This window comes from Haloleucobacter albus (assembly GCF_052492075.1).
Window position 1 is genome coordinate 39,532 of record NZ_JBQWAS010000016.1, and the last position, 23,735, is coordinate 63,266.

At 58.2% G+C, this 23,735-nt stretch carries 18 protein-coding genes; 6 read left to right on the forward strand and 12 right to left on the reverse strand.

All coding sequences use genetic code 11. The features are described from left to right. Window positions 1-96: 96 nt before the first annotated feature. Both ACT6QH_RS02325 and ACT6QH_RS02330 read right to left on the reverse strand, forming a co-directional pair. A complete protein-coding gene (locus tag ACT6QH_RS02325; RefSeq protein WP_444973201.1) occupies window positions 97-2,517 on the reverse strand; it encodes a DUF3141 domain-containing protein in 2,421 nt (806 codons plus the stop codon). 635 nt (window positions 2,518-3,152) lie between these two features. Continuing rightward, a complete protein-coding gene (locus ACT6QH_RS02330; protein ID WP_444973202.1) occupies window positions 3,153-3,584 on the reverse strand; it encodes a DUF6163 family protein in 432 nt (143 codons plus the stop codon). A 433-nt stretch (window positions 3,585-4,017) separates the two neighbouring features. Between ACT6QH_RS02330 and rimO the strand changes: the two genes are divergently transcribed. Further along, window positions 4,018-5,376: a 30S ribosomal protein S12 methylthiotransferase RimO gene (rimO, locus tag ACT6QH_RS02335; protein WP_444973203.1), complete on the forward strand. Its 1,359-nt coding sequence runs from the start codon at window positions 4,018-4,020 to the stop codon at window positions 5,374-5,376. Between the two features lie 116 nt (window positions 5,377-5,492). Next, complete coding sequence (locus tag ACT6QH_RS02340) at window positions 5,493-6,536, forward strand: aldo/keto reductase (RefSeq protein WP_444973204.1); 1,044 nt, start codon at window positions 5,493-5,495, stop codon at window positions 6,534-6,536. A gap of 101 nt (window positions 6,537-6,637) precedes the next feature. Here the strand turns inward: ACT6QH_RS02340 and rpoZ are convergent, their stop codons facing one another. Then, complete coding sequence (gene rpoZ / locus ACT6QH_RS02345; RefSeq protein WP_444973205.1) at window positions 6,638-7,027, reverse strand: DNA-directed RNA polymerase subunit omega; 390 nt, start codon at window positions 7,025-7,027, stop codon at window positions 6,638-6,640. Between the two features lie 201 nt (window positions 7,028-7,228). Here rpoZ and ACT6QH_RS02350 point away from each other — a divergent pair, with 201 nt between their 5' ends. Then, on the forward strand, window positions 7,229-7,843 hold the full coding sequence (locus ACT6QH_RS02350; protein ID WP_444973206.1) for a LabA-like NYN domain-containing protein: 615 nt from the start codon (window positions 7,229-7,231) through the stop codon (window positions 7,841-7,843). A gap of 5 nt (window positions 7,844-7,848) precedes the next feature. After that, window positions 7,849-8,547 carry a uracil-DNA glycosylase gene (locus ACT6QH_RS02355; protein WP_444973207.1) on the forward strand — a complete coding sequence of 233 codons (699 nt, stop codon included), beginning with the start codon at window positions 7,849-7,851 and terminating at the stop codon, window positions 8,545-8,547. A 9-nt stretch (window positions 8,548-8,556) separates the two neighbouring features. Here the strand turns inward: ACT6QH_RS02355 and ACT6QH_RS02360 are convergent, their stop codons facing one another. Both ACT6QH_RS02360 and ACT6QH_RS02365 read right to left on the reverse strand, forming a co-directional pair. Continuing rightward, window positions 8,557-11,166 carry an EAL domain-containing protein gene (locus ACT6QH_RS02360; RefSeq protein ID WP_444973208.1) on the reverse strand — a complete coding sequence of 870 codons (2,610 nt, stop codon included), beginning with the start codon at window positions 11,164-11,166 and terminating at the stop codon, window positions 8,557-8,559. A 222-nt stretch (window positions 11,167-11,388) separates the two neighbouring features. Next, complete coding sequence (locus ACT6QH_RS02365; protein WP_444973209.1) at window positions 11,389-13,440, reverse strand: NAD(+) synthase; 2,052 nt, start codon at window positions 13,438-13,440, stop codon at window positions 11,389-11,391. 632 nt (window positions 13,441-14,072) lie between these two features. Between ACT6QH_RS02365 and ACT6QH_RS02370 the strand changes: the two genes are divergently transcribed. Both ACT6QH_RS02370 and ACT6QH_RS02375 read left to right on the forward strand, forming a co-directional pair. Then, window positions 14,073-16,244: a DUF3141 domain-containing protein gene (locus ACT6QH_RS02370; protein ID WP_444973210.1), complete on the forward strand. Its 2,172-nt coding sequence runs from the start codon at window positions 14,073-14,075 to the stop codon at window positions 16,242-16,244. A gap of 146 nt (window positions 16,245-16,390) precedes the next feature. Beyond that, a complete protein-coding gene (locus tag ACT6QH_RS02375; protein ID WP_444973211.1) occupies window positions 16,391-19,006 on the forward strand; it encodes a plasma-membrane proton-efflux P-type ATPase in 2,616 nt (871 codons plus the stop codon). 169 nt (window positions 19,007-19,175) lie between these two features. On the opposite strand, the gene ACT6QH_RS02380 is transcribed toward ACT6QH_RS02375, so the two are convergent. The 7 genes from ACT6QH_RS02380 to ACT6QH_RS02410 form a co-directional block, all read right to left on the reverse strand. Continuing rightward, window positions 19,176-19,643, reverse strand: a complete 468-nt coding sequence (locus tag ACT6QH_RS02380) for a type II toxin-antitoxin system RatA family toxin (protein ID WP_444973212.1) — start codon at window positions 19,641-19,643, stop codon at window positions 19,176-19,178. A gap of 6 nt (window positions 19,644-19,649) precedes the next feature. Further along, complete coding sequence (gene lipA / locus ACT6QH_RS02385; RefSeq protein ID WP_444973213.1) at window positions 19,650-20,606, reverse strand: lipoyl synthase; 957 nt, start codon at window positions 20,604-20,606, stop codon at window positions 19,650-19,652. 126 nt (window positions 20,607-20,732) lie between these two features. After that, the gene (locus tag ACT6QH_RS02390) at window positions 20,733-20,987 is read right to left on the reverse strand and encodes a GlsB/YeaQ/YmgE family stress response membrane protein (RefSeq protein WP_444973214.1); all 255 of its coding nucleotides are present in this window, start codon (window positions 20,985-20,987) and stop codon (window positions 20,733-20,735) included. Between the two features lie 10 nt (window positions 20,988-20,997). Then, the gene (locus ACT6QH_RS02395; protein WP_444973215.1) at window positions 20,998-21,273 is read right to left on the reverse strand and encodes a GlsB/YeaQ/YmgE family stress response membrane protein; all 276 of its coding nucleotides are present in this window, start codon (window positions 21,271-21,273) and stop codon (window positions 20,998-21,000) included. 129 nt (window positions 21,274-21,402) lie between these two features. Further along, window positions 21,403-22,818, reverse strand: a complete 1,416-nt coding sequence (lpdA, locus tag ACT6QH_RS02400; protein WP_444973216.1) for a dihydrolipoyl dehydrogenase — start codon at window positions 22,816-22,818, stop codon at window positions 21,403-21,405. Window positions 22,819-22,900: 82 nt separating this feature from the next. Next, window positions 22,901-23,545, reverse strand: a complete 645-nt coding sequence (locus tag ACT6QH_RS02405) for a nucleoside 2-deoxyribosyltransferase (protein ID WP_444973217.1) — start codon at window positions 23,543-23,545, stop codon at window positions 22,901-22,903. Between the two features lie 58 nt (window positions 23,546-23,603). Then, window positions 23,604-23,735: 2-oxo acid dehydrogenase subunit E2 (locus tag ACT6QH_RS02410; RefSeq protein ID WP_444973220.1), on the reverse strand; the 132-nt coding region annotated here is incomplete at its 5' end.

Here is a 23,735-nt window from a genome sequence, read left to right on the forward strand (position 1 = left end):
CGGAAAGCCTTCACTGCGTCGTTATCCAGGGCATAGAAAAGACCCCGGCAGCACTGGCTGCCGGGGTCTCTTTATCATCAGAAGCAGAGGTTTTGCTTACTGTGCTGCAACCTGAACAGCCCGCAGCGGGTCCTGCAAAACATCTTCCACTGCCGACTCCAGCCCCAGCACATGACGGAACCGCTGCAACATGGCGAGTGTCCGCGGATCCATCTCATCAATCCGCCCCGGCACATACTGCACCACATCCATGGCCTTGCGCCGCTCTTCCTCAGTCTTGAGCATCTCGGGCAGAGCCTGGATGGCTTCTTCACCGGCATACTCCACCACGAGCGTTTGCTCATGAATGATCTGCGCACGCTGTTCCACCGGCAGGGAGCTGAACGGCTCATCACTCGTCAACACCTGAGCCGAACGCTCCAGCCGATCACGCCGCACATTCTCGCGGGCGTCAGCCAGCAGGATCAGCATGCGGATCACCGCCTCCACAAATCCGCCAGAGCGGACATGCAGCAGAGCAGAGCGCACTTCAGGAAGCCCCACCAGTTCCTCGCGGCTCTTGCGAGTCCGCTCAAAATAGTGGTTCCGCCCGAACCAATGCATGAAGGGTGTGGCATAGATGGAGTAGAAGGTGACTTCGTACATGGCGTCGCGCATGTCGCGAACGATGTCGATCGTCTGCTCAAAAGCCTCCACCATCAGCTTTTCAGCAAGAACGAAGGGGTTATCCGCAGCCACGGGCTTGCGGGACTCGCTCACGGTGCGCGCCAGAGATTCCACCGGAGCCATCAGCGGGTTGCGAGACGACAGCATGGCGCGCTGGAGGCGCAGCGGATGCATGGTGCGACCGAGTTCAGCGCTGGCGCGGGTCACGCTCGCCTGAACGAAAGGACGCACGAAGACATCATAAAGCTCACCCTGCAACTCGGAGACATGCTCCACAGCGGCAAAAGGCACCTCATCTTCACGCCCATCCGAATAACCGGGCAGATCGCTCATCTTTCGCTCGGCGAAAGAAACGGTGAAGTGCGCTTCGTCGCCTTCTCCATGAACCTCTTCAATCGTCATTTCGTAAAGACCGGGTGCAAGCGCCTCAATGGTCTTCAGCGTAGACGACACCTCCGTATGCTCGCGCTTGGCGATAGAGGAGGAGACGAAGATGCCCAGATGGCCGATCTTGTCATGCACCATATAGACAATGCGCTGACCGCGAATGCGGATCTCGCTCTCATCCGTGTAGGTATCCATGATCCAGTTGATGGCCTGCTTCACGGGCGTGATGTTGTCGCCGTGGCTGGCGAACACGATGATGGGCGAGCGAATGTGCTTCACATCCAGCCCGCGGCCGTGCTCCAGCCGGGCCTCGTTGCGGGCCAGCTTGTTGCCCACGAACAGTTCACGCACGATCCAGGAAATTTCCGGCTCATTCAGCAGGAAGAAGCCGCTCCACCAGCGCTCAAATTCCAGGAAGCGATCACGCTCGGTGTCCACCTTCTCAAACAGATCGTAATATTTGCGGAACCAGGTGCGGCTCGGGTTCAGCATTTCGAAGTTCAGAACCAGCCAGGCACCATCAAACACGCCATCGCCGATATCCGACCAGAACATGGGCTGAACCTGCCCACCCAGAAGGCCGGCATTATAGCGCATTGGGCTACCGCCCACATCGCCGGACCAGGTTTCAACCGGGGCGCCGTTCAACACCAGCGGGCCGGTGATATCCGGGTTGGAAGCTCCCAGAATAAGCGTGGCCCAGCCACCCTGACAGTTGCCGATCACCACCGGCTTGGGAGCATCCGGGTGCTGCTCCTGCACATAACGCACGAAAGTCGCTTCTGCGCGCGTCACATCAGCCAGAGTCTGCCCCGGCTCGGGGTTGCGGCTGAAGCTGACGAAATAGACAGGATGTCCGGTCTTCAGCGCCACGCCGACCTGACTGTCGGACTTGAAGCCGCCAATACCTGCACCATGGCCGGCCCGCGGATCAATGATGATGTAAGGACGCTTCGTGACTTCCGTCTCCACCCCCTCCGGCGGCTTGATCTTGAGAAGGGCATAGTTGCACGGACGCGGCAGATCACGCCCCCACATCACAACGTCATAATCGTAAATAAGCACAGGCGGGCAACCTGCCGCCTCATGCTCAAAGAAGTTGTCTCCACGCACACGCAGCGTGTCCAGCGTCATCATGGCGCGCTGGGCCCGGTCAACCATATAGGCTTGCGCATCCTGGAACATGGCGCTGCCGGAACGGTCCTGACGGGTTACCCCGCCGACAAGGCCGGTCAGCTCGTCGAAGGTCTTGCGCAGGCGCTGACCGTGGGTCGCCGAGATATTGCTGAAATGACGCCCGGCCGCGCGCGATGTCAGATCCCCAAGGGTCGACCATTCCGAAAGCTGAGCCGTCATGGCGAGGGCGCGCTGACGCATCGTCCAGGCATTGCCATCCGTCACCTTGGAAAGGAAGGGATTGCGAAAGCCGTTGCGGAAACCGGGGGCTGTATATTGCGTGCTCAATCTTGCCTCCTCACCAGCCGCTTGCGCGGAAGATGGTCCGGCTCAGCACAATGCTGGCCTGTATGCTGCGGTGCAGAATAGAGGAAAAGGATTACACTTCCGTGGCAGCCAAATGTTTTCTCTGCGCACCCACAAAGTCTCCCAGCCAAAACAAGATGTGTTTTTGCCTGCGCCTTCAAGACTTTGCCCATGGATTTCTTGCAGCCATGCGCTCAGCGTGCCAGAGCCATGTGACATGCGCGATGCAGGAGCGGACAAAGAGGGCCACCCTCCCCTTGCAGAAGGTCGAGCCCACTCGCCCCCCGCTTTGCCGGAAAGAGGTGAGCTGTCATATAGGCTCATGCTAAGGTGAAAAACGCATTCAGGTCTCGCCGATCAGGCCCCGCCCAATATCAGCAATATGGCGTGCCCACTGGAATAGCACGTCATCGAAAACCAAAGACAGGCCCTTCATGATTCTGCATAAATTTGCTGCCCGCCATTGGATCATCGTCGCCATCATCCTCATCATCGCCACCCTCGCCTATCTGGGCAGCTGGTCCTGAGGCATAGCGATGCGCCCCTTAATAGAGGGCGCAGCTTCATCACAATTCCAGACACGCAGCCTGCGGTAACGAGCGTGCAGCAGGGGCGCTTCAGTTTTCGTCTGTTTCCCGCGCGGCACGGATGGACAGCACCCCATAAGCGACCACCAGCCCAACCTCCAGCACAGTAAACAGCATCAGCAGCACCATGCCGGGCGGTGCCCACAACGCCATGAGCACCTGGGTGAAGGTGGCCACCAGCCAGAACACCACTGCCCAGTTCGCCCGTAGCCACAGGCCCACCCCAGCGATTGGATCAACAATCGCCCCCCATATGACAGCCCCCTGCGCAATCATGGGCAGCATTTCAAAGCGCGAGGGCGTTCCGTCTCCCAGACCGATAATCACGGCCCAGTTCAGCAACCCCTCAAGAATGAGGAAAATCGCAACTCCTCGCAAAAACAGGAACAACCGCCGCCGCCATGGCGAAAGCCGGGCCCAGTTGGCGCGTGCGCTGGCGTCGATGGGGTCATAATGTGTCATTGCGTATGAGGCCGGGAGCTGGAGTACTGGAATGCAGAAGAAGAATCTGTACGTGCATGATGGGCTCAGACCCAAGGCTACACCAGGGCGACCTCTTCAATGGGTATTGGGCAAAAAATGATAAAGCCCTGTGGGCAAGAATGCGGCCGGCCCGGTCAAAGGTCATCTGGAATGCGCATCCTGTGCTCATGGGTTCGCCGCCATCTGCCCTGAACCCCCATGAATACAACCTCTTCACCCATGCCTTCTGCAAAATATGCGGGCCTGCCGCAGAAGGGGTAGACCGGCAACATGCCCCTGTCAAAGCCTCCCCGGCCATGCGCAGATGACATGCACATTCGCGCGATGCCCGTCCTTGCGGGATTGACGCAGCACCTGCCCTCCCGTAACGCCTGTTTCTTTCCTTATTCTTTTTTGAAGAAGCGCCGCGTCCATGGCCGAGAATCTGCATCCTGCCCCGAGCGCGCAAAAGCCTGCGCCTCGCATCTCCTTCGTCTCCCTCGGCTGCCCCAAGGCGCTGGTGGATAGCGAGCGCATTGTCACACGGCTGCGCGCGGAAGGCTATGAACTCAGCCGCGATCATGCCGGCTCCGATCTTGTCATCGTGAATACCTGCGGCTTCCTCGACAGTGCCAAGGCCGAAAGTCTGGAAGCCATTGGCGAGGCATTGGCCGAAAATGGCAAGGTGGTTGTGACAGGCTGCATGGGCGCCAATCCGCAGGATATTACCGCGACCCACCCGGATGTTCTCGCCATTACCGGCCCGCAGCAATATGAAAGCGTGCTCGATGCTGTGCACAAGGCGGTGCCGCCAGCTCATGATCCCTTTTTGGATCTGGTGCCGGAACAGGGCGTAAAGCTCACCCCGCGCCACTATGCCTATCTGAAGATTTCCGAAGGCTGCTCCAATCGGTGCAGCTTCTGCATTATTCCCCAGTTGCGGGGAGATCTGGTCTCACGCCCCGCGGCTGATGTGCTGCGCGAAGCTGAAAAGCTGGTCAAAGCCGGTGTAAAAGAGCTTCTTGTTATCTCGCAGGATACATCCGCCTATGGAGTGGATCTGCGTTATGCCCCCTCCATGTGGCATGACAAGGAAGTCGCCACCCGCTTTGTGGATCTGGCTGGCGCACTGGGTGATCTCGGCGCATGGGTGCGGTTGCATTATGTGTACCCCTATCCGCATGTGGATGGGATCATGCAACTCATGGCTGATGGCAAAGTGCTGCCCTATCTGGATATCCCTCTCCAGCATGGCAGCCCCAGCGTTCTGAAGCGCATGAAGCGCCCGGCCGCGCAGGAAAAGACCTTGGCCCGCATTCAGGCGTGGCGGGAAGCGGTACCGGATCTAACCATTCGCTCCACCTTCATTGTCGGCTTCCCCGGAGAGACCGAGGCGGAGTTTGAAGAACTCCTGGCCTTCATTGAGGAAGCGCAGATCGACCGGGCCGGCTGCTTCAAGTTCGAGCCTGTCGCCGGTGCTCCGGCCAATGGCCTGCCGGATGCTGTGCCGGAAGAGGTGAAGGAAGAGCGTTATCACCGCTTCATGCAGGCCCAGCAGCGGGTTTCGGCCCGGCGCATGAAGCGCAAGGTCGCCACGCGCCAACCGGTGATTATCGACCAACTGACACGTCATGGCGCGATCGGCCGCACCCGTGGTGATGCCCCCGAGATTGATGGCACGGTCACCATTTCTTCCCGTCACCCGCTGGAAGTCGGTGAGATCATTCAGGTGCGGATTGATGGCACATCCGGCCCTTATGATCTGGTGGGAACGGCCGTCAAGAATCGCTGATCGGGAGAGGCTGACGCAAGGGCGGGCATTGCCCAAGCCCTGCGCTGCCCCTTATGCTCCGCCTCCCTTAGGGCCGGCTTGTCCATGGCTGGCCCCACAGCCCCCGGAGCATTCCCATGGAGTATCGCCCCCTTGGGCGCACCGATATCAAGGTGTCAGCCGTCGCACTTGGCACCATGACCTTCGGCCAGCAGAATACCGAAGCTGAAGGCCATGCCCAGCTTGATTATGCGCTGGAACGCGGCATCAATTTCATCGACACAGCAGAGCTTTATTCCATTCCCCCCAAGCCGGAGACGCAAGGCTCCACCGAGCGCGTCATCGGGAGCTGGATGAAGGCGCGCAGCAACCGCGACAAGGTGATTTTGGCCACAAAGGTGGTGGGCCGCACACAAAGCACCTGGTATCGCGCAGCCCGGACACCAGCCTGCCTTGACGCGACGAATATCCGCGAAGCTATTGATGGCTCCCTCAAGCGCCTCCAGACCGACTATATAGATCTGTATCAGGTGCACTGGCCGGATCGCGCCATCCCCCTCTTTGGTCAACCCGCACCGCATAATGCCTCCACGCTGCCAGAAGTGCCTGTCGAGGAAACGCTGGAAGCCCTGGGGGATTTGGTGAAGGCCGGCAAGGTGCGCCACATTGGCGTTTCCAATGAAACCGCATGGGGGCTACACGCCTATTTGCGAGGCGCAGAGCGCGGGCTTGGTCCGCGGCTGGTTTCCAACCAGAACGCTTATAATCTTTTGAACCGGGTCTATGAAACGGATCTGGCGGAATTTGCCGTGCGCGAGGGCGTCGGCCTTCTGGCCTATTCGCCGCTGGGACAAGGCTATCTCACCGGAAAATATCAGCGCGGTGCACGCCCCGCAGGCGCGCGGACCACGCTGTTCGACCGTGGGCAGCGCTATCAAAAGCCTGGCGCGGAAGAGACTATCGACGCCTATCTGGCACTGGCCCGCGAACTGGGCTGGACTGCGGTGCAGCTTGCACAGGCCTTCGTGACAACGCGCAGCTTCGTCACCACCAATATCATTGGTGCAACCAGCATGACGCAGCTGAAAGATAATATTGACGCCGCCGAAATGGCCATGCCGAAAGAGGCGGAAGAGCGCATCAACGCCATCCATCAGCTTCACGGCAACCCCTGCCCCTGAGGCTGCGCACAAATGAAAATGGCCGGGCTCAAGGCCCGGCCATTTTCATGAAATCAGATGACATCCTTCCGAATTGCCAAAGCCCATCGAAGAGGGAAGGCTCAGCCCTCCTCTTCATCCCGGCGATCCGGCGGCTCAAGGCCCTGAAGACCTGCCAAAAGCTCTTCTTCGGTCATCCGATCGAACACAATGTCGGAATCATCACCGGAGCCCGTTTCGCCAGCGGCGATCATCGGCGCGGATTCAGGTTCCGGCTCATCCACCTCGGTGTACTTCTGGAGCGAGTGGATCAGATCCTCCTCCAGATCCTCGGGGCTCACCGTCTCATCCGCGATTTCGCGCAGAGCCACAACCGGGTTCTTGTCATTATCGCGATCAATCGTGATCTGCGAGCCGGAAGAGATCATGCGCGCACGGTGAGCGGCCAGCAGTACCAGTTCAAACCGATTGTCTACCTTGTCGATACAATCTTCAACTGTGACGCGGGCCATAAGCTCGGCACTCCTCATGCGCGAAAAGGCGCTGGACCTTAACCTTGAAAGAGTGATCCGATACAACAATTCACCATTATGGGCAAGCCTGCCCCTTCTTTTTGCTTGCCATGCCTGATCCTTCATCGGAGAAAGGTGGAGAGAGCAGATTAAAGCCGCTCCAATTTTCGCCTACCCTTTTTCCATTGGTGGACATGTTTCATGCGTGGCACGGAAAAGATCGCACTTCTGATTGACGGCGCGAACCTCTACTCCGCGACCAAATCTCTCGGCTTTGACATTGACTATAAAAAACTCCTGAAGGAATTTCAGGGGCGTGGCTATTTGCTGCGAGCATTTTACTATACAACCCTGATTGAAGACCACGAATATTCATCTATCCGCCCGCTTCTCGACTGGCTGGATTATAATGGTTATTCAGTCGTCACAAAATCCGCCCGCGAATTTACAGATGCACAGGGGCGACGGCGGGTTCGCGGCAGCATGGATATTGAAATTGCCGTCGATGCCATGGAGCTGGCCGAGCACGTCGATCATATCGTCCTGTTTTCTGGCGACGGCGATTTCCGCAAGCTGGTCGAGGCTCTGCAACGGCGCGGGATTCGGGTTTCGGTGGTTTCAACCATCTCCACCCAACCCCCGCTGATCGCCGATGACCTGCGGCGGCAAGCCGATATCTTCATGGATCTCGCCGAACTTCAGTCGCGCATCGGTCGCGATTCGAATGAGCGGCAAGGGCGAATGCAGGAGATGCCCCGCTTTCTGGAACGCAGAGGCCCGCAACCCAGCCTTCCGGATGAGGACGAGCAGTTCTGAAGGTCATGACACCTCCGCATTCCACCGCCTGTGAGCCGCAACATGATTGCCCGCTCTGCCCGCGCCTTGCAGAATTTCGGCATGAGTGGCGTGCGCGGGAGCCGGAATGGTTCAATGCGCCCGTCCCCGGCTTCGGCCCGCATAATGCACGGCTGCTGGTGATTGGCCTTGCGCCCGGATTACGTGGCGCCAACCGGAGCGGGCGGCCTTTCACCGGAGATTATGCCGGGGATCTGCTCTATGGCACCCTGCTGAAATTCGGTTTTGCGCATGGCACCTACGCGGCCGCGCCTGATGACGGGCTGGCTCTGCATGACGCACGCATCGTAAATGCTGTGCGTTGCGTTCCGCCGCAAAACAAGCCAACTCCGCTGGAAATTCGAACCTGTAGACCCTTCCTGCTGGCTGAACTGGCTGCCATGCCCAACCTCATGGCAATCCTGACATTAGGCAAGATTGCCCATGATACGGCCCTGGCCACCTTTGGCCTGCCTGCCTCACGCCTGAAGTTCGGCCATGGCGTTGAGGGCGATCTTCCGCGGGAGGGTGCCCCTCTGCGCCTGTTTGCGAGCTATCATTGCTCTCGCTACAATACCAATACAGGCAAACTCACCACGGCCATGTTCCATGATGTTTTCACGGCTGTGCGGCAATATCTGGACAACACGCCCTGCCCTGACACTGGACAAGATGCAGGCGCTTGAGATTCGGCCTCAATGTACGATGCGCGGACGGGGCCTGTAGGTTCTCATCCATCGCTTCAACTCGTCTGGCGGCATGGGCTGCGCAAAGAGAAAGCCCTGCAAGGTCTCACACCCCAAAGAAGCCAGAATATCCGCCTGCTCGTCTGTCTCAACGCCCTCAGCCACCACCGAAAGGCCAAGGCTCTGCCCAATCCGCACCACGGCCATGGTCAGGGACCGCGTACCAGCATCCCTCTCAATATCGCTCATGAAGCTGCGATCAATCTTGAGTTCCGTCACGGGCAAACGGGAGAGGCTGGCGAGGCTGGCATAGCCGGTACCAAAATCATCCATGGAGAGGCCCACCCCCAGATTGCGCACCTTGCCTACGGTTTCAAAGGTGCTCGCATCAACACCCATCATGGCCGTCTCGGTGATCTCCAAGGTGAGGCAGACAGGGGGAAGAGAAAATTCACTCAACAGGCTCGCAATATAATCCGGCAAATCCGGCAACCTGAATTCATGAGCTGAAACATTGACCGCCATGGTCGGCACGATCATGCCACTATCGCGCCAGCTGGCCATCTGTTGGCAAGCCTGCCGCAAGCACCAACGGCCAATGGCAACAATTTCACCTGTCTCCTCCGCCAAGGGGATGAACTTTTCAGGAGAAATCGGCCCCAAACTCGGGTCTGTCCACCGCAACAAGGCCTCAACACCGCACAGCTCGCCCCGCTCCGTCCAGATCTGGGGCTGGTAGTGAAGTGCAAGCTGGTTCTGCTCAACAACATTATGCAGCCGGGCCCCCAACATCAGGCGCTCGGCAGCCAGAGCATTCATTTCCGGGCTGAAGAACATATACTGCCCTGGCCCGGACACCTTGCTGCGGTGCATCGCCAGATCAGCACTTTTCACCAGCGCCTCGCTCCCAGGTCCATTCTGGGGATATTCCGCGATGCCGATGCTGGCCGTGATGCTAAAGGGGTCGCCTTCTATATGGAAAGGCTTCCGCAACTCTCGCAACAGAGCCTCGGCAACCACTGACGCTTCCTGAATGCGACACCCTTTGCGCACCAGAACAAAGGTGTCTCCATCAATGCGCCCAACCACACCATGATCTTCGGTCAGAAGCTCCAGTCGGCGCGCCACTTGAAACAGCAGCGTATCGCCACAGCTGTGCCCACGCGTATCGTTCAGATCCTTGAAATGATCCAGATCCAGCACAAAGACAGCGAAGCATTCATCCGGCGCGTCTGCAATATAGCCATCGATACGACGATAGACCTGCATTCGATTGGGCAGGCTGGTCAGCGGATCATATTGCGCGAGCCGATCCATCTCCTTGCGGCCCGCTTCGCGTTCAAAGGCAACAGCGCACAGATGCTCACACGCATCCACGACCTGCCGTAAAAAAAGGGGCGGGCTGCAATATTCCCGGAAATAGAACAGAAAAGCACCCGTCACCCGTCCGTCCCGCCGCATAATGGGGCAAGCCCACGATGCCCGAAACCCCAAAGGCGCAACCAGCTCTCGAAACCCATTCCATCGGGGATCGCCGACAATATCCGTCGAAACCATCTGCTCGCCTGCCCAGACAGGGCCAGCAAAAACCGAAGCATTCACATGCGAAGACAAGGCAAGGCCGTTAAGAGCACTGGAATAAGTTTCTGGCAAGCTGGGCGTAGCGACCAGACGAAGCCGCATATCTTCATCCGCCGCCATGACAGAACTGACCACATAGGGCGCAATATTTTCTAGCCGACGGCAAAAAACATCCATCACCTCAGAAAGCGACAAGCCGCTCGCCATGGCTTCAGCCAAGCCACCTTGGAGCGTCTCAATGCGCCAGCGCTCGGTAATATCGGTCAAAACCAGCACAATATGGCTGACCTCGCCATCCTCTCCCCGCAGCGGGCGTGTACTGGCGATAACACGCAAATCTTCCCCGCGCGCATTATGGCACATGAAATCTGCGCTGGATGCCTGACCCTGCCATGATCTCTGCCGCATATGCTTCACGGCTTCAGCATCTGTCTGCGGACTGGCCAGCACATCACTTGGCTGGCGCCCGACGATTGCTTCTGCCGGAAAGCCGAACATTTCCGTGAATGCCGGGTTTACGCGTGCCACACAATGATGACGATCCAGAATGAGAACCGCCTGTTCGATGGTGTCCACCACCAGGGACAATATCCGGTTATCATCTCTTTGAAGAAGCTCAGCGCCAATATCCCTCAGAAATGCGAGATAATAGGAGGCTCCTCCGATGACCACATGGGAAAGGGAGAGTTCAACCCATGCGAAGGAGCCATCCTTGCGCGCCGCCATAAGCTCACGCCGACGCCCAACAATTCTGTTTTCGCCGCCAGCGCGGTTCGCGGCGATATTGGCATCATGCGAACCCTGCAAATGATCTGGCAGCAGGCAACGGACATTGCGCCCGAGAACTTCCGCCCGCGTATAGCCCCACAAGCGCTCCGCAGCGGCATTGAAAAAAATGATCCGATTATTCGTGTCGATCAGGACGGCGGCTTCAACCGCCTGCTCCAGTGCAGGGGGAAGAGCCTGCCCAACAATGCTCTCCATATCTGGAGGCATATCGGCGGCATCTGCACGACCCTGACCTTCTGTCCGCGACATCGGCATACTCACAGCTTTTTGTGCAATTTGGCCTTATTCACTCACAAAACACGGACATTAATTCAAAGGCAGCCTATTCCAATCTTATACGCGCTAACAACTAAGTAAGCGCATATTCAGCCATTCACGCAAGCCCTTGCATATAAATGTTTTATTTGAAATTCGGCAAAGCAAAGCTCTCAAGCCCTGCCATGTATACCCAGGGTTGTGGCCACCCTTTGGTCAGCACACTTCTTTTCCCTCCGGCACATGCGCCTCCAATTCTCGCAGCCACGGGCCGGGACCAGCATCCGAGGGGGCGCGCCAATCTCCACGTGGAGATAATGAGCCCCCAGACGAGATTTTCGGCCCATTTGGCAGAGTGGAGCGCTTGAACTGACTGGTAAAAAAGCGCTTCAAAAATACACGCATCCAGTGTTTGATCTCACCTAGATCATAAGCTTGCCGCTCATCCTGCGGCAATGCTTCGGGCCACGCCCCTTTGCTTGCATCAGCCCAGGCATGATAGGCCAGATAGGCAATGCGCGAAGGGCGAAAACCATAACGGGTCAGGTAGAACAGCGTGAAATCCTGCAAGGCATAAGGCCCCACAATCTGCTGGGTTGACTGAATAGCCGCCCCTGCCGCAGCTGGCACCAGCTCCGGTGAAATCTCTGTCGCCAGAATGGCCTCCAAAATCCGGCTTGTTTCCGCACTGGTGCCCGGCTCGCCTGCCACGAAGCGGATCAGATGCTGGATCAGCGTTTTCGGCACCGAGGCATTCACATTATAATGCGACATGTGATCGCCCACGCCATAGGTGCACCAACCCAGCCCCAGCTCAGAGAGATCCCCCGTCCCGACAACAAGCGCGCGATGCAGATTGGCCAGACGGAACAGATAATCCGTGCGAAGGCCCGCCTGCACATTCTCGAAGGTCACATCATATTGCGCCTGACCCTGCGCATAGGGGTGGCCAAGATCCTCAAGCATTTGTTGCGCCGCAGGGCGAATGTCGATTTCTTCAGCGCTCACGTCCAATGCCCGCATCAGCGCCCAGGCATTCGCCTTGGTTTCATCCGATGTCGCGAAGCCCGGCAATGTATAGGCCAGCACATGCTTCCGTGGCAGGCCACACAAATCCATGGCCCGCACGGCAACAATCAGGGCCTGCGTAGAATCCAGACCGCCCGAAACGCCGATCACCAGATGTTTCAGGCCCGTGGCGCGAAGCCGCTGCGCCAGGCCCTGCACCTGGATATTATATGCCTCATAGCAATCTTCCCGTAGCCGCTCCGGCTCTGCCGGCACGAAGGGAAAGCGCGGAACATCGCGCTCCAGCGGCATGTTCCGCTCTGGCTTTTGCAACGTGAAAGTCGCTTCACGGAAGGGGGCCCCAGCCTCGGCGCGTGCGCAATCACCAAAACTATTGAGGCGCATCCGCTCCTGTCGGATACGGGCGAGATCCACATCCGCACGCACCATGCTGGCGCCCTGCGGAAAACGTGGACCTTCGGCCAAGGTATCCCCACACTCGAATATGGCGGCCTGCCCATCCCACGCCAGATCCGTCGTGGACTCACCCGGACCTGCGGCGGAATAGGCATAGGCAGCAACAGTACGCAGGGATTGGGCCGCGCACAGTTCACGACGGGTCCGCGCCTTGCCGATGGTAATGTTGCTGGCAGACAGGTTCAACAACACTTCCGCACCCGCCATGGCCGCCCGGCAGGATGGCGGCAGCGGCACCCAGATATCCTCACAGATTTCAATATGGAAAGTGAAAGGCACAGGGCCGATAGCACGGAACAGCAGATCAACCCCAAAAGGGACGTCTTGGCCACATAGTATAATACGCTCTCCGTGCACCTCCGCACCGGGCGTAAAATGGCGGCGCTCGTAAAATTCACGATAATTAGGAAGATAGCTCTTAGGAACCACGCCTAAAATCTGCCCCTTATGAAGAGCTATAGCCACATTATACAATCGCCCACCGGCCCGTAGGGGCGCGCCAACGACCAGAACGGGAAACAAGCCTTCCGAAGCCTTCACGAGGCGTGCCAGCCCATCCTCTACCTCTTGCAACAACGCATCCTGAAACAGCAAGTCATCAATGGCGTAGGAAGAAAGCCCAAGCTCCGGAAACACCATAACGCCCACGCCATCCGCATCGCCCTGCCCCGCCATTTCCAGCGTTCGGTCTACCGCAACAGCCGGATTTGCCACAACCGCCTGGGGCACGCAGGCCGCAACCCGCAGGAACTCATGGGAATACAGGCTTTCAAAGGCTTTCATGTCGTCCCGTCGCAGTCTCTCACGGCTACATGCCGCACAAATCTCTGGACCGAAGCCATAGCACAGGCACCACATCATAAGCATCCATGGTGACCGGCTTCGCCACAGACCGCCCCCTTGCACGAGAGCAAGGAGATAAGCGAGTGACGCAGCCCACACACTCAACGCAAACTCTTTTGGAAAGAAAATAAACTCGCTCTCATCTGCCAGGAACAGGGCGGCCGTAGCCATTGCCCCGACAAACCTGCCTGGCACATCTGGCAAAAGCATTCATCCCACATAGATTTTTAAATTGCCGGGCAACATGCGCCCCATCACGCCGGTTTGCGCTGCAAAAAATTGCATCGCCATGCGCTATTCATAGTTGACCGGCATCAAGGAAACCCCATAACTTCTTTGCGATAACTTGATGGTCACAATGAGTGATCGTCATTCCGGGTGCAGAAACGTCACCTGCCAAGAAATTACCTGCGCCACAATTATGCCTGGAGGACATCATGTCCGAAGAATGCACACCTGCGGCTGCAACAAATACAATAACTTGGCCCCTTCCCGTCCCTCTTCCGCCATGGCCAGAAGCCGGTGGACGATGGCCCGCGAATATCACCACATCTCTTCCACTGCCCGAATATATGGTGGATGCGTGGCAGCGGGGCGTTCTGTTTCTTGATCTCATGCGGCAGCGCGGCAATGAGCAGCAAGCCATGACAGCCCGGCCCATGGCCACAGTTCTCAGCTTTGATCATGAAGTTATCCTGAGCGGGCACTCACTACCCCGCCCTATCAATTTTTCTCTATCCCGAATTATTCCGCCGGCTAATGTTCAGATTGACCTCAGCAAACGCCCTGTCGTGGTGGTGGACCCGCGTGCAGGTCAGGGACCGGGCATTGGAGGCTTCAAAACCTCCAGCGAAATCGGGGAAGCCCTGCAAAATGGCCACCCCGTCTATTTCATCGGCTTTGCCGCAGAGCCTGAGCCGGGCCAGACATTTCTTGATGTGGTGGAGGGTCAAGTTACCTTCTTTGAGCGTGTCGTTACCCTGCATCCAGATGCCCCACGCCCCTTCGCCATTGGCAATTGCCAAGCCGGCTATCAAACATTGATGATCGCCATGTTGCGTCCGGATCTGTTCGGCCCGGCCATGGTGGCAGGTTCGCCCATATCCTATTGGCAAGGCACCCATGGCAAAAACCCCATGCGCTATGCTGGCGGCCTGCTGGGCGGTTCCTGGCTCACTGAAATGGTGAGCGACCTGAGCGGCGGGAAGTTCGATGGCACCTGGCTGATCCTGAACTTCGATAATCTCAACCCCGCCAACTGGCTGTGGGGCAAGCAATATGATGTCTATGCTGGCATAGATACCGAAGGACCGCGTTATCTCGACTTTGAAAAATGGTGGGGTGATTTCATCTTCCTGAACGGGGATGAAATCCAGTATCTCGTCGATGAAATGTTCATTGGTGACAAGCTGACCCGCAACCAGCTTCGCTCCAGTGATGGCAAGGTCTTTGACCTGCGCAACATCACCTCTCCTATTATCGTCTTCACCTCGTTGGGAGACAATATCAGCCCGCCACCCCAGACGCTGGGCTGGATCATGGATCTGTACAAGGATGTGGACGACATGCGCGCCCAGGGCCGCACTGTCGTCTATTGCCTCAACCAGAAGGTCGGCCATCTCGCCATCTTCGTTTCGTCCAAGGTCGGCACCAAGGAAGACGAGGAAATGGTGCGCTTGATGGACCTGATCGACTGCATTCCTCCCGGCCTTTACGAGCTGGTCATCACGCCCACAAGTGAAGAAGAGCAGACAGCAGGCCGGCCGCCTTGGCACAGCCGTTTTGAAATGCGGACCTTCGATGATCTGCGCGCCTATGGCCGTAACACGCCAGCAGATGACCGGGCTTTCGCAGCGGTGCGGCGTCTTAGCGAGATCAACCACTCGCTTTACCGCACCTTCATGCGACCGGCGATCAAGGCCTTTGCCACGCCACAGATGGCCCAGCTTATGGTGAACGCCAATCCGCTGCGCCTGAGCTACTCCCTGTTTGCCGACTCCAACCCCATGATGAAGGGCGTTTCCAAACTGGCGAACGAAGTGCGCGCCCGGCGCAAGCCCACCAAGCCGGATAACCCCTTCCTCACCATGCAGCAAATGTTCTCCGATCAGATCAATGCCAGCCTGAACACCTATCGGGATGCACGGGACAAGATGGTGGAGCAAAGCTTCTTCAGCTTCTATGGCAACCCCATGGTGCAGGGATTACTGGGGCTCAATGATGGAGAAGCGGTGCGCGAACTGCCCCCCGTCAGCCCTCAAGCATTGGAAGAGCGACAGCACCTTGCTGAAGAGGCTGCTGCAAAGGCGGCCTGCGGTGGCTTCAATGAAGCGCTGATCCGTGCCGTTCTGTTCGTCATAGCCGCAGAACGCACTCTTGATGAACGCTCTGCCGAAGCGCTCAACACGGTGCGCCAACGCCTGATGGGGCTTTCCCTGACGGATTTCAAGGCGATGGTTCGGGAGCAATATTACATCCTGCTGCTCGATAAGCACCGCGAAGAAGCTATCGACCTGTTGGCTCAAATGGTGCCTGATGCCACCCGACGCCAGAATTTACTGAATGATGTCGTGGCCATTACCGCAGGGGAAAGCGGCCTCACCACAGCGGAAAGCGGCCGCGTGAACAAGCTGGCAGCCGTATTGGAAACTCAGGCGCCAAAGACAGCAAGCCTTTCGCTGGCCCCGGACAACACCACCGCATCCGCGACAGAAAGGCATCAATACGCACCCGCAAATGCGTAAGCATTTATATCGACCAACAAATATTCGGGGTTCATCCCGTTTTCCTCATGAGAACACCCATCTTGCGCGTTCTCATGAACTCATCAGCCAGACCAGCCTGACTGAAATTCAGCTGCATAGCCGACATATGAAATGGGGGATTTTCCATGTCGCCGACGGCCACCGCAAGCACACTCCCAGGCGCATCTGCACCGCCAGACGTTTCAACAAAGACCTCAACAGGAGAACAGAAGAACGTCTCTCTGGATGCGGCAGGTATCGCAGCCTCATTCAAAGATCTCCAATCATCTCCTAAAGGGCTGAACAGCGCTGATGCCACGCAGCGTCTGGCCAAATATGGACCGAACGCCATTCAGGCCCATGAAGAAAGCCGCTGGAAAAAGCTTCTTGGCTATTTCTGGAGCCCGATCGCGTGGATGATCGAAGCCGCCGCCATCATCTCGCTGTTGCGCGAAGACTGGCCGGATTTCATCGTCGTGACCGCCCTTCTGCTTTACAATGCTGCTGTTGGCTTCTGGCAGGATAACAAGGCGGCCAGCGCACTTGCCGCCCTGAAGAAAGGCCTCGCTCTCAAGGCCCATGTATTGCGTGATAGTGCATGGACGGAAATTGATGCAGCCGATCTCGTGCCCGGCGATGTTGTTACCATTGCGGGCGGTGAGATTCTGCCGGCGGATGTGCTTTTGTTTGACGGCAAATATCTCTCCGTCGATCAGGCCGCGCTCACAGGTGAATCTCTGCCTGTCTCCAAGAAGATTGGTGACAGTGGTTTCTCCGGCTCCATCGCGCGTCAGGGTTCGATGACCGGCGTTGTCACGGCTACCGGCAACAATACCTTCTTCGGGCGCACGGCCAAGCTGGTGGCATCCGCCGGCACCAAGTCTCACGCTGAACAGGCCGTGACGAAGATTGGCGACTTCCTCATCCTCATCGCGGTGTTTCTTGCCATCATTCTCATTGGCACCCAGCTCTGGCGAGATCTTGCATCCAGCGGGCAGTGGCACTGGTCCGAAGCCGGGCGGATCGCCCAGTTCGTTCTCGTGCTTCTGGTGGCCTCCGTGCCCGTGGCCCTGCCAGCGGTGATGTCTGTCACCATGGCGCTCGGCGCATTGGCGCTCTCCAAGCAGAAGGCCATTGTCTCTCGCTTGTCGGCCATTGAGGAACTGGCCGGCGTGGATGTGCTGTGCTCGGACAAGACCGGCACGCTCACCATGAACCAGCTGGCGTTGCAGACGCCCATTCCCTTCTCGGGCACCAAGCCGGATGATCTGGTGATTGGAGCCGCTCTCGCAAGCCAGCGCCAGAGCACGGATGCCATTGACCAGGCTGTGATGAAGGGGCTGAAGGATACGAAGGTTCTCGACGCCTACAAGCCTGTCGATTTCGTCCCCTTTGATCCGGTCAACAAGAAGACCGTGGGCATTGTCTCTGATGCCAGCGGCAAGCAGATTCAGTTTGCCAAGGGCGCGCCTCAGGCCATTGCAGCCTTGTGTGGCATTCAGGAAAATGCGACCGACGGAGACGGTGCGGCCTATTTTGGCAAGGTCTCCGAGCTTGCCTCCCATGGCATCCGCGCCCTTGGCGTCTCCCGTTCAGATGATGGCGGCAAGAGCTGGACCCTGCTTGGCCTTCTGGCCCTGCTGGACCCGCCGCGGCCGGATGCCAAGAGCACCATCGCACAGGCCAAGGAACTCGGCCTTTCCGTAAAGATGGTGACGGGTGATGACGTGGCCATTGGCTCTGAAATCTCCCGTGAGCTGGGTATTGGCGCCAATCTGCTCGTGGCCTCCAGCGTGTTCGAAAAAAGCATGGACCCGGATCATATCCCGATTGATTCTGCCCGTGCGGTGGAGCAGGCGGATGGTTTTGGCCGTGTGTTCCCCGAGCACAAGTTTGAAATCGTGAAGGCCTTGCAGGAACGTGGCCATATCGTCGCCATGACGGGCGATGGCGTGAATGACGCCCCTGCCCTGAAGCAGGCGGATTGTGGCGTGGCTGTGAGCGGGGCGACGGATGCAGCCCGCAATGCCGCTGCCCTCATCCTGACCGCGCCGGGCCTCTCGACCATCGTGAACGCGATCACCGAGTCCCGCGCGATTTTCGAGCGTATCACCAGCTATGTCTATTATCGTATCGCGATGACCATCGACATCATGCTTGTCGTGGTGCTGGCCTATATCGCGTTCGATTTCCAGCCCCTCACCGCCATCATGATCGTGGTGCTGGCGCTGCTGGATGACATCCCGATCATGACCATTGCCTATGACAATGTGAAACCTGCGGATACCCCTGTCAGGTGGAACATGCATCGCATTATCGTCTTCTCGTCAATCATGGGGCTGATGGCGCTGGTGCAGAGCTTCGGGCTCGTGGTCCTCTGCATGTACTGGATGCACGATGCGTACCTCATGAGCATCATGCATATGGACTTCCCACATCTGCAAACCATGCTGTTTCTGCAACTTGCAGCGGGCGGCCATCTGCTGCTGTTCGTGGTGCGCGCACGCCGCTCGCTTTTCTGCCCGCCCTATCCCAGCGCCCCGCTCTTTCTGGCTGTTGTGGGCACACAGATTATCGCCGTACTGATTTGCGCCTTTGGCGTTGGCCTCGTACCGCCGCTGCCCTGGCTCATGATTGGGCTGGTATGGATCTATGTCCTCATCTGGATGGTGGTGATGGATTGGGTGAAGCGGCTCTACTTCGCCATTGCTGACCGGCGTGAAGCAAAAAGCATCATCAACAAGCCCATTGCCACATCTTGATAACGGCTCGCAACGGGTGGGAGGGCACAGGCTCTCCCACCCATCTCAAGCTGGCGAGAGGAGACCTGAACCAACTGGTCCCTTGACATGCGACACATGAAAAGGGCCGGGCTGATTTTCCAGCCCGGCCCTTTTGCAAAGGACTAAACAGCAGTGAGATATGCCCGGTTCAACCCGCCTGCATGCCAGTGCCATACACCTCATGGGCGCGCGCTTCGAAGGCATCAGCAAAACGGTGAAAGGCGGCGTCAAACATGGCGCCCATCAGAGCTGCCAGAGTGCGGGAGCGAAACTCATAGGAAATGAAGAACTTCACCTCACAGGCATTCTCTCCCTTCGGCACAAACTCCCATCTGTTATCGAGCCGACTGAAGGGGCCGTCCAGATATTCCACATGGATGGCAAGCCGGGGGCGATCCATCATCACGCGGGAGGTGAAGGTTTCGCGCACCACCTTGTAGGCCACCGTCATATCGGCGACCACCATCTGTGTGCCTTCATCAATCTGCATGCGCCGCTTCACGCGCAGCGCCTTGCACAAAGGCACAAACTGCGGATAGCGCTCCACATCACAGACCAGATCGAACATATCTGTGGCGGAATGCTGGACGAGACGGGTATTGGAAAAGGCTGGCACGAGAAATCAGGCCCGCCCCTGCCGGGATGCCCGCGCCGCGCGCAGCTGCGCGAAATCCTCACCCGCATGGTGGGAAGAACGCGTCAGCGGGCTGGACGATACCATAAGGAAGCCCTTGGCATATGCCACGGTCTCATAAGCCTTGAATTCATCCGGCGTCACGAAGCTTTCCACCTTGTGATGCTGGCGTGTGGGCTGGAGGTACTGGCCAATGGTGATGAAATCCACATCTGCCGAGCGCAGATCATCCATCAGCTGCAACACTTCGTTACGCACCTCACCCAACCCCACCATGATGCCGGATTTGGTGAAGATAGAGCTGTCCAACTCCTTCACCTGCTGCAACAGCCGCAGGGAATGGAAATAGCGCGCACCTGGCCGCACCTTGAGATATTTGGACGGCACCGTTTCCAGGTTGTGATTGAACACATCCGGCTTGGCGGCCACCACCACTTCAAGCGCTCCATCCTTACGCAGGAAGTCAGGCGTGAGAATTTCGATCGTGGTGGTGGGGCTGGCGGCGCGAATGGCCGCGATGGTGCGGGCGAAATGCTCCGCCCCGCCATCTGCCAGATCATCCCGATCCACAGAGGTAATCACCACATGAGAGAGGCCCAGCTTCGCCACGGCCTCCCCTACCTTTTGCGGCTCATCCTGATCCAGCGGCGCGGGAAGCCCCGTGCGAACATTACAGAAGGCACAGGCTCGGGTGCAGGTATCCCCCATAATCATCATGGTGGCGTGCTTCTTTTCCCAGCACTCACCAATATTCGGGCAGCCTGCTTCCTCACATACCGTGTGCAGGCCATTGCCACGCACAATTTCTGCGGTTTGTGACCACGCCCCGGAACCCGGAGCCTTCACCCGGATCCAGTCCGGCTTGCGCAGTACTTCCGTCTGCGGACGATGGGCTTTTTCAGGATGGCGGGGACGCTGCTTCAGCGTATCAATCACAGTGACCATGGTAACTTTCCGAGCACAACAGGCTCAAGGGTCAACGACCTTCGAACACCATAGACCTCAACACCGCAGGAACAAAGCCTGCCCCATGAGGCACGAAAGAAACAGCACCCCCGAAATTGCGACCGCTCAGGCCTTCTTGCGCCCCATGACAGTGCGCCATACGGCCAGCAGGATGACCGCGCCACAGGCGGAAACCACAAGCTGATCGACAAAATCCGTGCCGATATAATCCAGACTCAGCAGCCCGGCCACCCAGCGGCCAATAATGCCACCCAGCACCCCAACAATCAGGTTGGTGAACAGGCCGCCGCTTGAATTCATGACCTTCTCGGCAATCCAGCCCGCAATGATACCGATCAGAACACTCGTGATGATACCCATTGTCGCCTCCTCAGCGTGAACGGATCGCCCGCCACACCCACAACAGAATGATTGCGCCAATGATGGCCGCCACCAGAGTGCGGAAAAAGCCGAATACAGGAATATTCGCGAAGGAAGCCAGCTCTCCCCCCACAAACGCGCCCAGTATGCCGACAATGAGATTTGTCAGGAGGCCATGATTGCTCTCAGTCACCCGCTCGGCGATCCAGCCGGCCAGCAGACCGATGATAACCATGGAAAAGAACCCGACACCTGGCTGGTTCAGGAACGCATAGCTCTCGTTCATTCACCTCTCCTCATGCCGGGTTCATCCCAACTGCTCAGCACAGCCCCAGCCTGCTTCCTATAGCAGATCTACCGGGCCTGTGCGCCAGACGAAAGGCCGGAACCGACCCGCCTTTCCAGGGGCTTTGCCTCAGATATGGATGGCGCGCCCATAAGCGCTCATCACGCTCTCATGCATCATTTCGGAGAGGGTGGGATGCGGGAAGACGGTATGGATCAGCTCTTCTTCCGTCGTCTCCAGATTCATGGCGATCACGAAGCCCTGAATCATTTCAGTCACCTCAGCCCCCACCATGTGCGCCCCCAGCAATTCGCCGGTCTTGGCGTCAAAGATGGTTTTTACCAGGCCATCCGGCTCGCCCAGCGCAATCGCCTTGCCATTTCCGATAAAGGGGAAGCGGCCGACCTTGATTTCACGCCCGGCCTCCTTGGCTTTCTTCTCGGTAAGACCAACGGATGCAACCTGTGGGTTGCAGTAGGTGCAACCGGGAATCTTCAGCTTGTCCATTGGGTGGGTGTGCAGGCCCTTGATGGTTTCGACACAGATCACCCCTTCATGCTCGGCCTTGTGGGCCAGCATGGGCGCGCCCGCAATATCGCCAATGGCATAGATGCCGGGCACATTGGTGCGGCCATAGCCATCTGTGGTGATGATGCCGCGCTCATGCTTCACGCCAACGGCCTCAAGGCCCAGCCCCTCCACATTGCCCACCACGCCGACAGCGGAGATCATCCGTTCAACCGTGATGTCATGCTTCGCGCCCTTGGCGTCTTCCACATGCACCGTTACGCTATCTGCCAGCTTGGTGACGCCGGAAACCTTCGCGCCGGTCATGATTTTCATGCCCTGCTTTTCGAATCGCTTGCGGGCAATCGCCGCGATTTCCTCATCCTCAACCGGCAGGATCTGCGGCATCACTTCCACCACGGTCACCTCAGCGCCCATGGTGCGGTAGAAAGAGGCGAACTCAATGCCGATCGCGCCAGAGCCCATCACCAGCAGGCTTTTCGGCATTTTCTCTGGCACGAGGGCCTCGAAATAGGTCCAGATCAGCTTCTTGTCCGGCTCCAGCCCCGGCAGGGCGCGCGGGCGGGCACCGGTGGCGATGATGATATGTTTGGCGGAATAATCGCCCGGCCCCTTTGCGCCCTTGGGCGGATTAGGCGCAGCCTCCACCTTCACCTTGCCGGGGGCCGTGAGCGTGCCCTTGCCCCAGATCACATCCACCTTGTTCTTGCTGAGCAGAAAGCCAACGCCGGAATTGAGTTGGGAGGACACAGCGCGCGAACGCTTCACGACCGCAGCCGGATCAAAGCTCACCTTTTCGGCTGAAAGCCCGTAATCCTTGGCATGCTGCATATAATGGTAGATCTCGGCAGAACGCAGCAGAGCCTTGGTGGGGATACAGCCCCAGTTCAGGCAGATGCCGCCGACATGGCTCTTTTCCACCACGGCCGTCTTGAAACCAAGCTGGGCCGCACGAATGGCGGCCACATAGCCACCTGGGCCGCCACCAATAACGATGATATCGTAGCTCTCAGCCATGGAATGCCTCCTCGCCGCCGGCTGCTCCGGCGGGGTTGGGAAAGGGGCGGCGCACCGGGCCCATGGCCCTTGCACCCAAATTTCAGCCGGCCCGCGAGAGGGCGGAGCCTTGGGCGTCCGCCAGAGCCTCGAGAGTGGCCTCGAAAAGCGAAAGGTCGCGGAACAGGTCCGCGGGCGGCGTTTCCGCCTGCTTCACCGGCAGATCGCAACTCATCAGCGCCTCTGCCAGCATCAGATTGTCAAACAGGCCGAAATCCTCCGCATGGAGACCATCAGCCATCAAGGTTGGCGCAGCATCTTCATGCTGCGCCGCACCAATATGTTCACGAGCCCGGTTCAAAAGGTCTCCAGGCATATTGCTGTAGGCTGCCACCTTCTTGCCAAGCGCAAAGCCAAAGCCCAGCTCGAAGGCCGTCCCCGGATCGGCGCTCAGCCCCCGAAAAGGCGTGAGATTGGCCAGCACGACATCCGCTTGGCGGATCAGCGCCAGATTGGCCCCGAAGATGCGCGCACTCAGGCCCTGCCCGCCAGCACCAGCCATCACCGGTTCGCCATCCAGCGGATACAGCCCCTCAAAACCGTAGCGCGCGCACAATTCCACCTTGAGGCGCCCCATATCTGTCGCATCCTCAAGAAACACTTCCGGGCCAGCCAGATAGAGCTTCAGCATAGTGCGGGCCTTGTTCTGGTCATATCGCCCCTGACAAGTGGAGCTCGGGAAGCCCAAGGGCCTCTTTCACAGAGCCAGCGCCCATGGCCAGAATTATGGCCATGGGCGCGCCGGATCACACCAGCATCGACATCGGGTTTTCGATATAGCCCTTGAAGGCCGCCAGAAGTTCCGCACCCAGAGCGCCGTCCATCACCCGGTGGTCACAGGTCATGGTCACGGTCATCTGGGTCGCCACCTTCATCTC

Coding starts and splice junctions, on each gene's coding strand:
- ACT6QH_RS02360 (WP_444973208.1), bottom strand. CDS start 11,166: ATGTCGCGGACAGAAGGTCAGGGTCGTGCAGATGCCGCCGATATGCCT.
- ACT6QH_RS02375 (WP_444973211.1), top strand. CDS start 16,391: ATGTCGCCGACGGCCACCGCAAGCACACTCCCAGGCGCATCTGCACCG.
- ACT6QH_RS02340 (WP_444973204.1), top strand. CDS start 5,493: ATGGAGTATCGCCCCCTTGGGCGCACCGATATCAAGGTGTCAGCCGTC.
- lpdA (WP_444973216.1), bottom strand. CDS start 22,818: ATGGCTGAGAGCTACGATATCATCGTTATTGGTGGCGGCCCAGGTGGC.
- rimO (WP_444973203.1), top strand. CDS start 4,018: ATGGCCGAGAATCTGCATCCTGCCCCGAGCGCGCAAAAGCCTGCGCCT.
- ACT6QH_RS02350 (WP_444973206.1), top strand. CDS start 7,229: ATGCGTGGCACGGAAAAGATCGCACTTCTGATTGACGGCGCGAACCTC.
- ACT6QH_RS02330 (WP_444973202.1), bottom strand. CDS start 3,584: ATGACACATTATGACCCCATCGACGCCAGCGCACGCGCCAACTGGGCC.
- ACT6QH_RS02355 (WP_444973207.1), top strand. CDS start 7,849: ATGACACCTCCGCATTCCACCGCCTGTGAGCCGCAACATGATTGCCCG.
- ACT6QH_RS02365 (WP_444973209.1), bottom strand. CDS start 13,440: ATGAAAGCCTTTGAAAGCCTGTATTCCCATGAGTTCCTGCGGGTTGCG.
- ACT6QH_RS02370 (WP_444973210.1), top strand. CDS start 14,073: ATGGTGGATGCGTGGCAGCGGGGCGTTCTGTTTCTTGATCTCATGCGG.
- ACT6QH_RS02390 (WP_444973214.1), bottom strand. CDS start 20,987: ATGGGTATCATCACGAGTGTTCTGATCGGTATCATTGCGGGCTGGATT.
- lipA (WP_444973213.1), bottom strand. CDS start 20,606: ATGGTCACTGTGATTGATACGCTGAAGCAGCGTCCCCGCCATCCTGAA.
- ACT6QH_RS02395 (WP_444973215.1), bottom strand. CDS start 21,273: ATGAACGAGAGCTATGCGTTCCTGAACCAGCCAGGTGTCGGGTTCTTT.
- rpoZ (WP_444973205.1), bottom strand. CDS start 7,027: ATGGCCCGCGTCACAGTTGAAGATTGTATCGACAAGGTAGACAATCGG.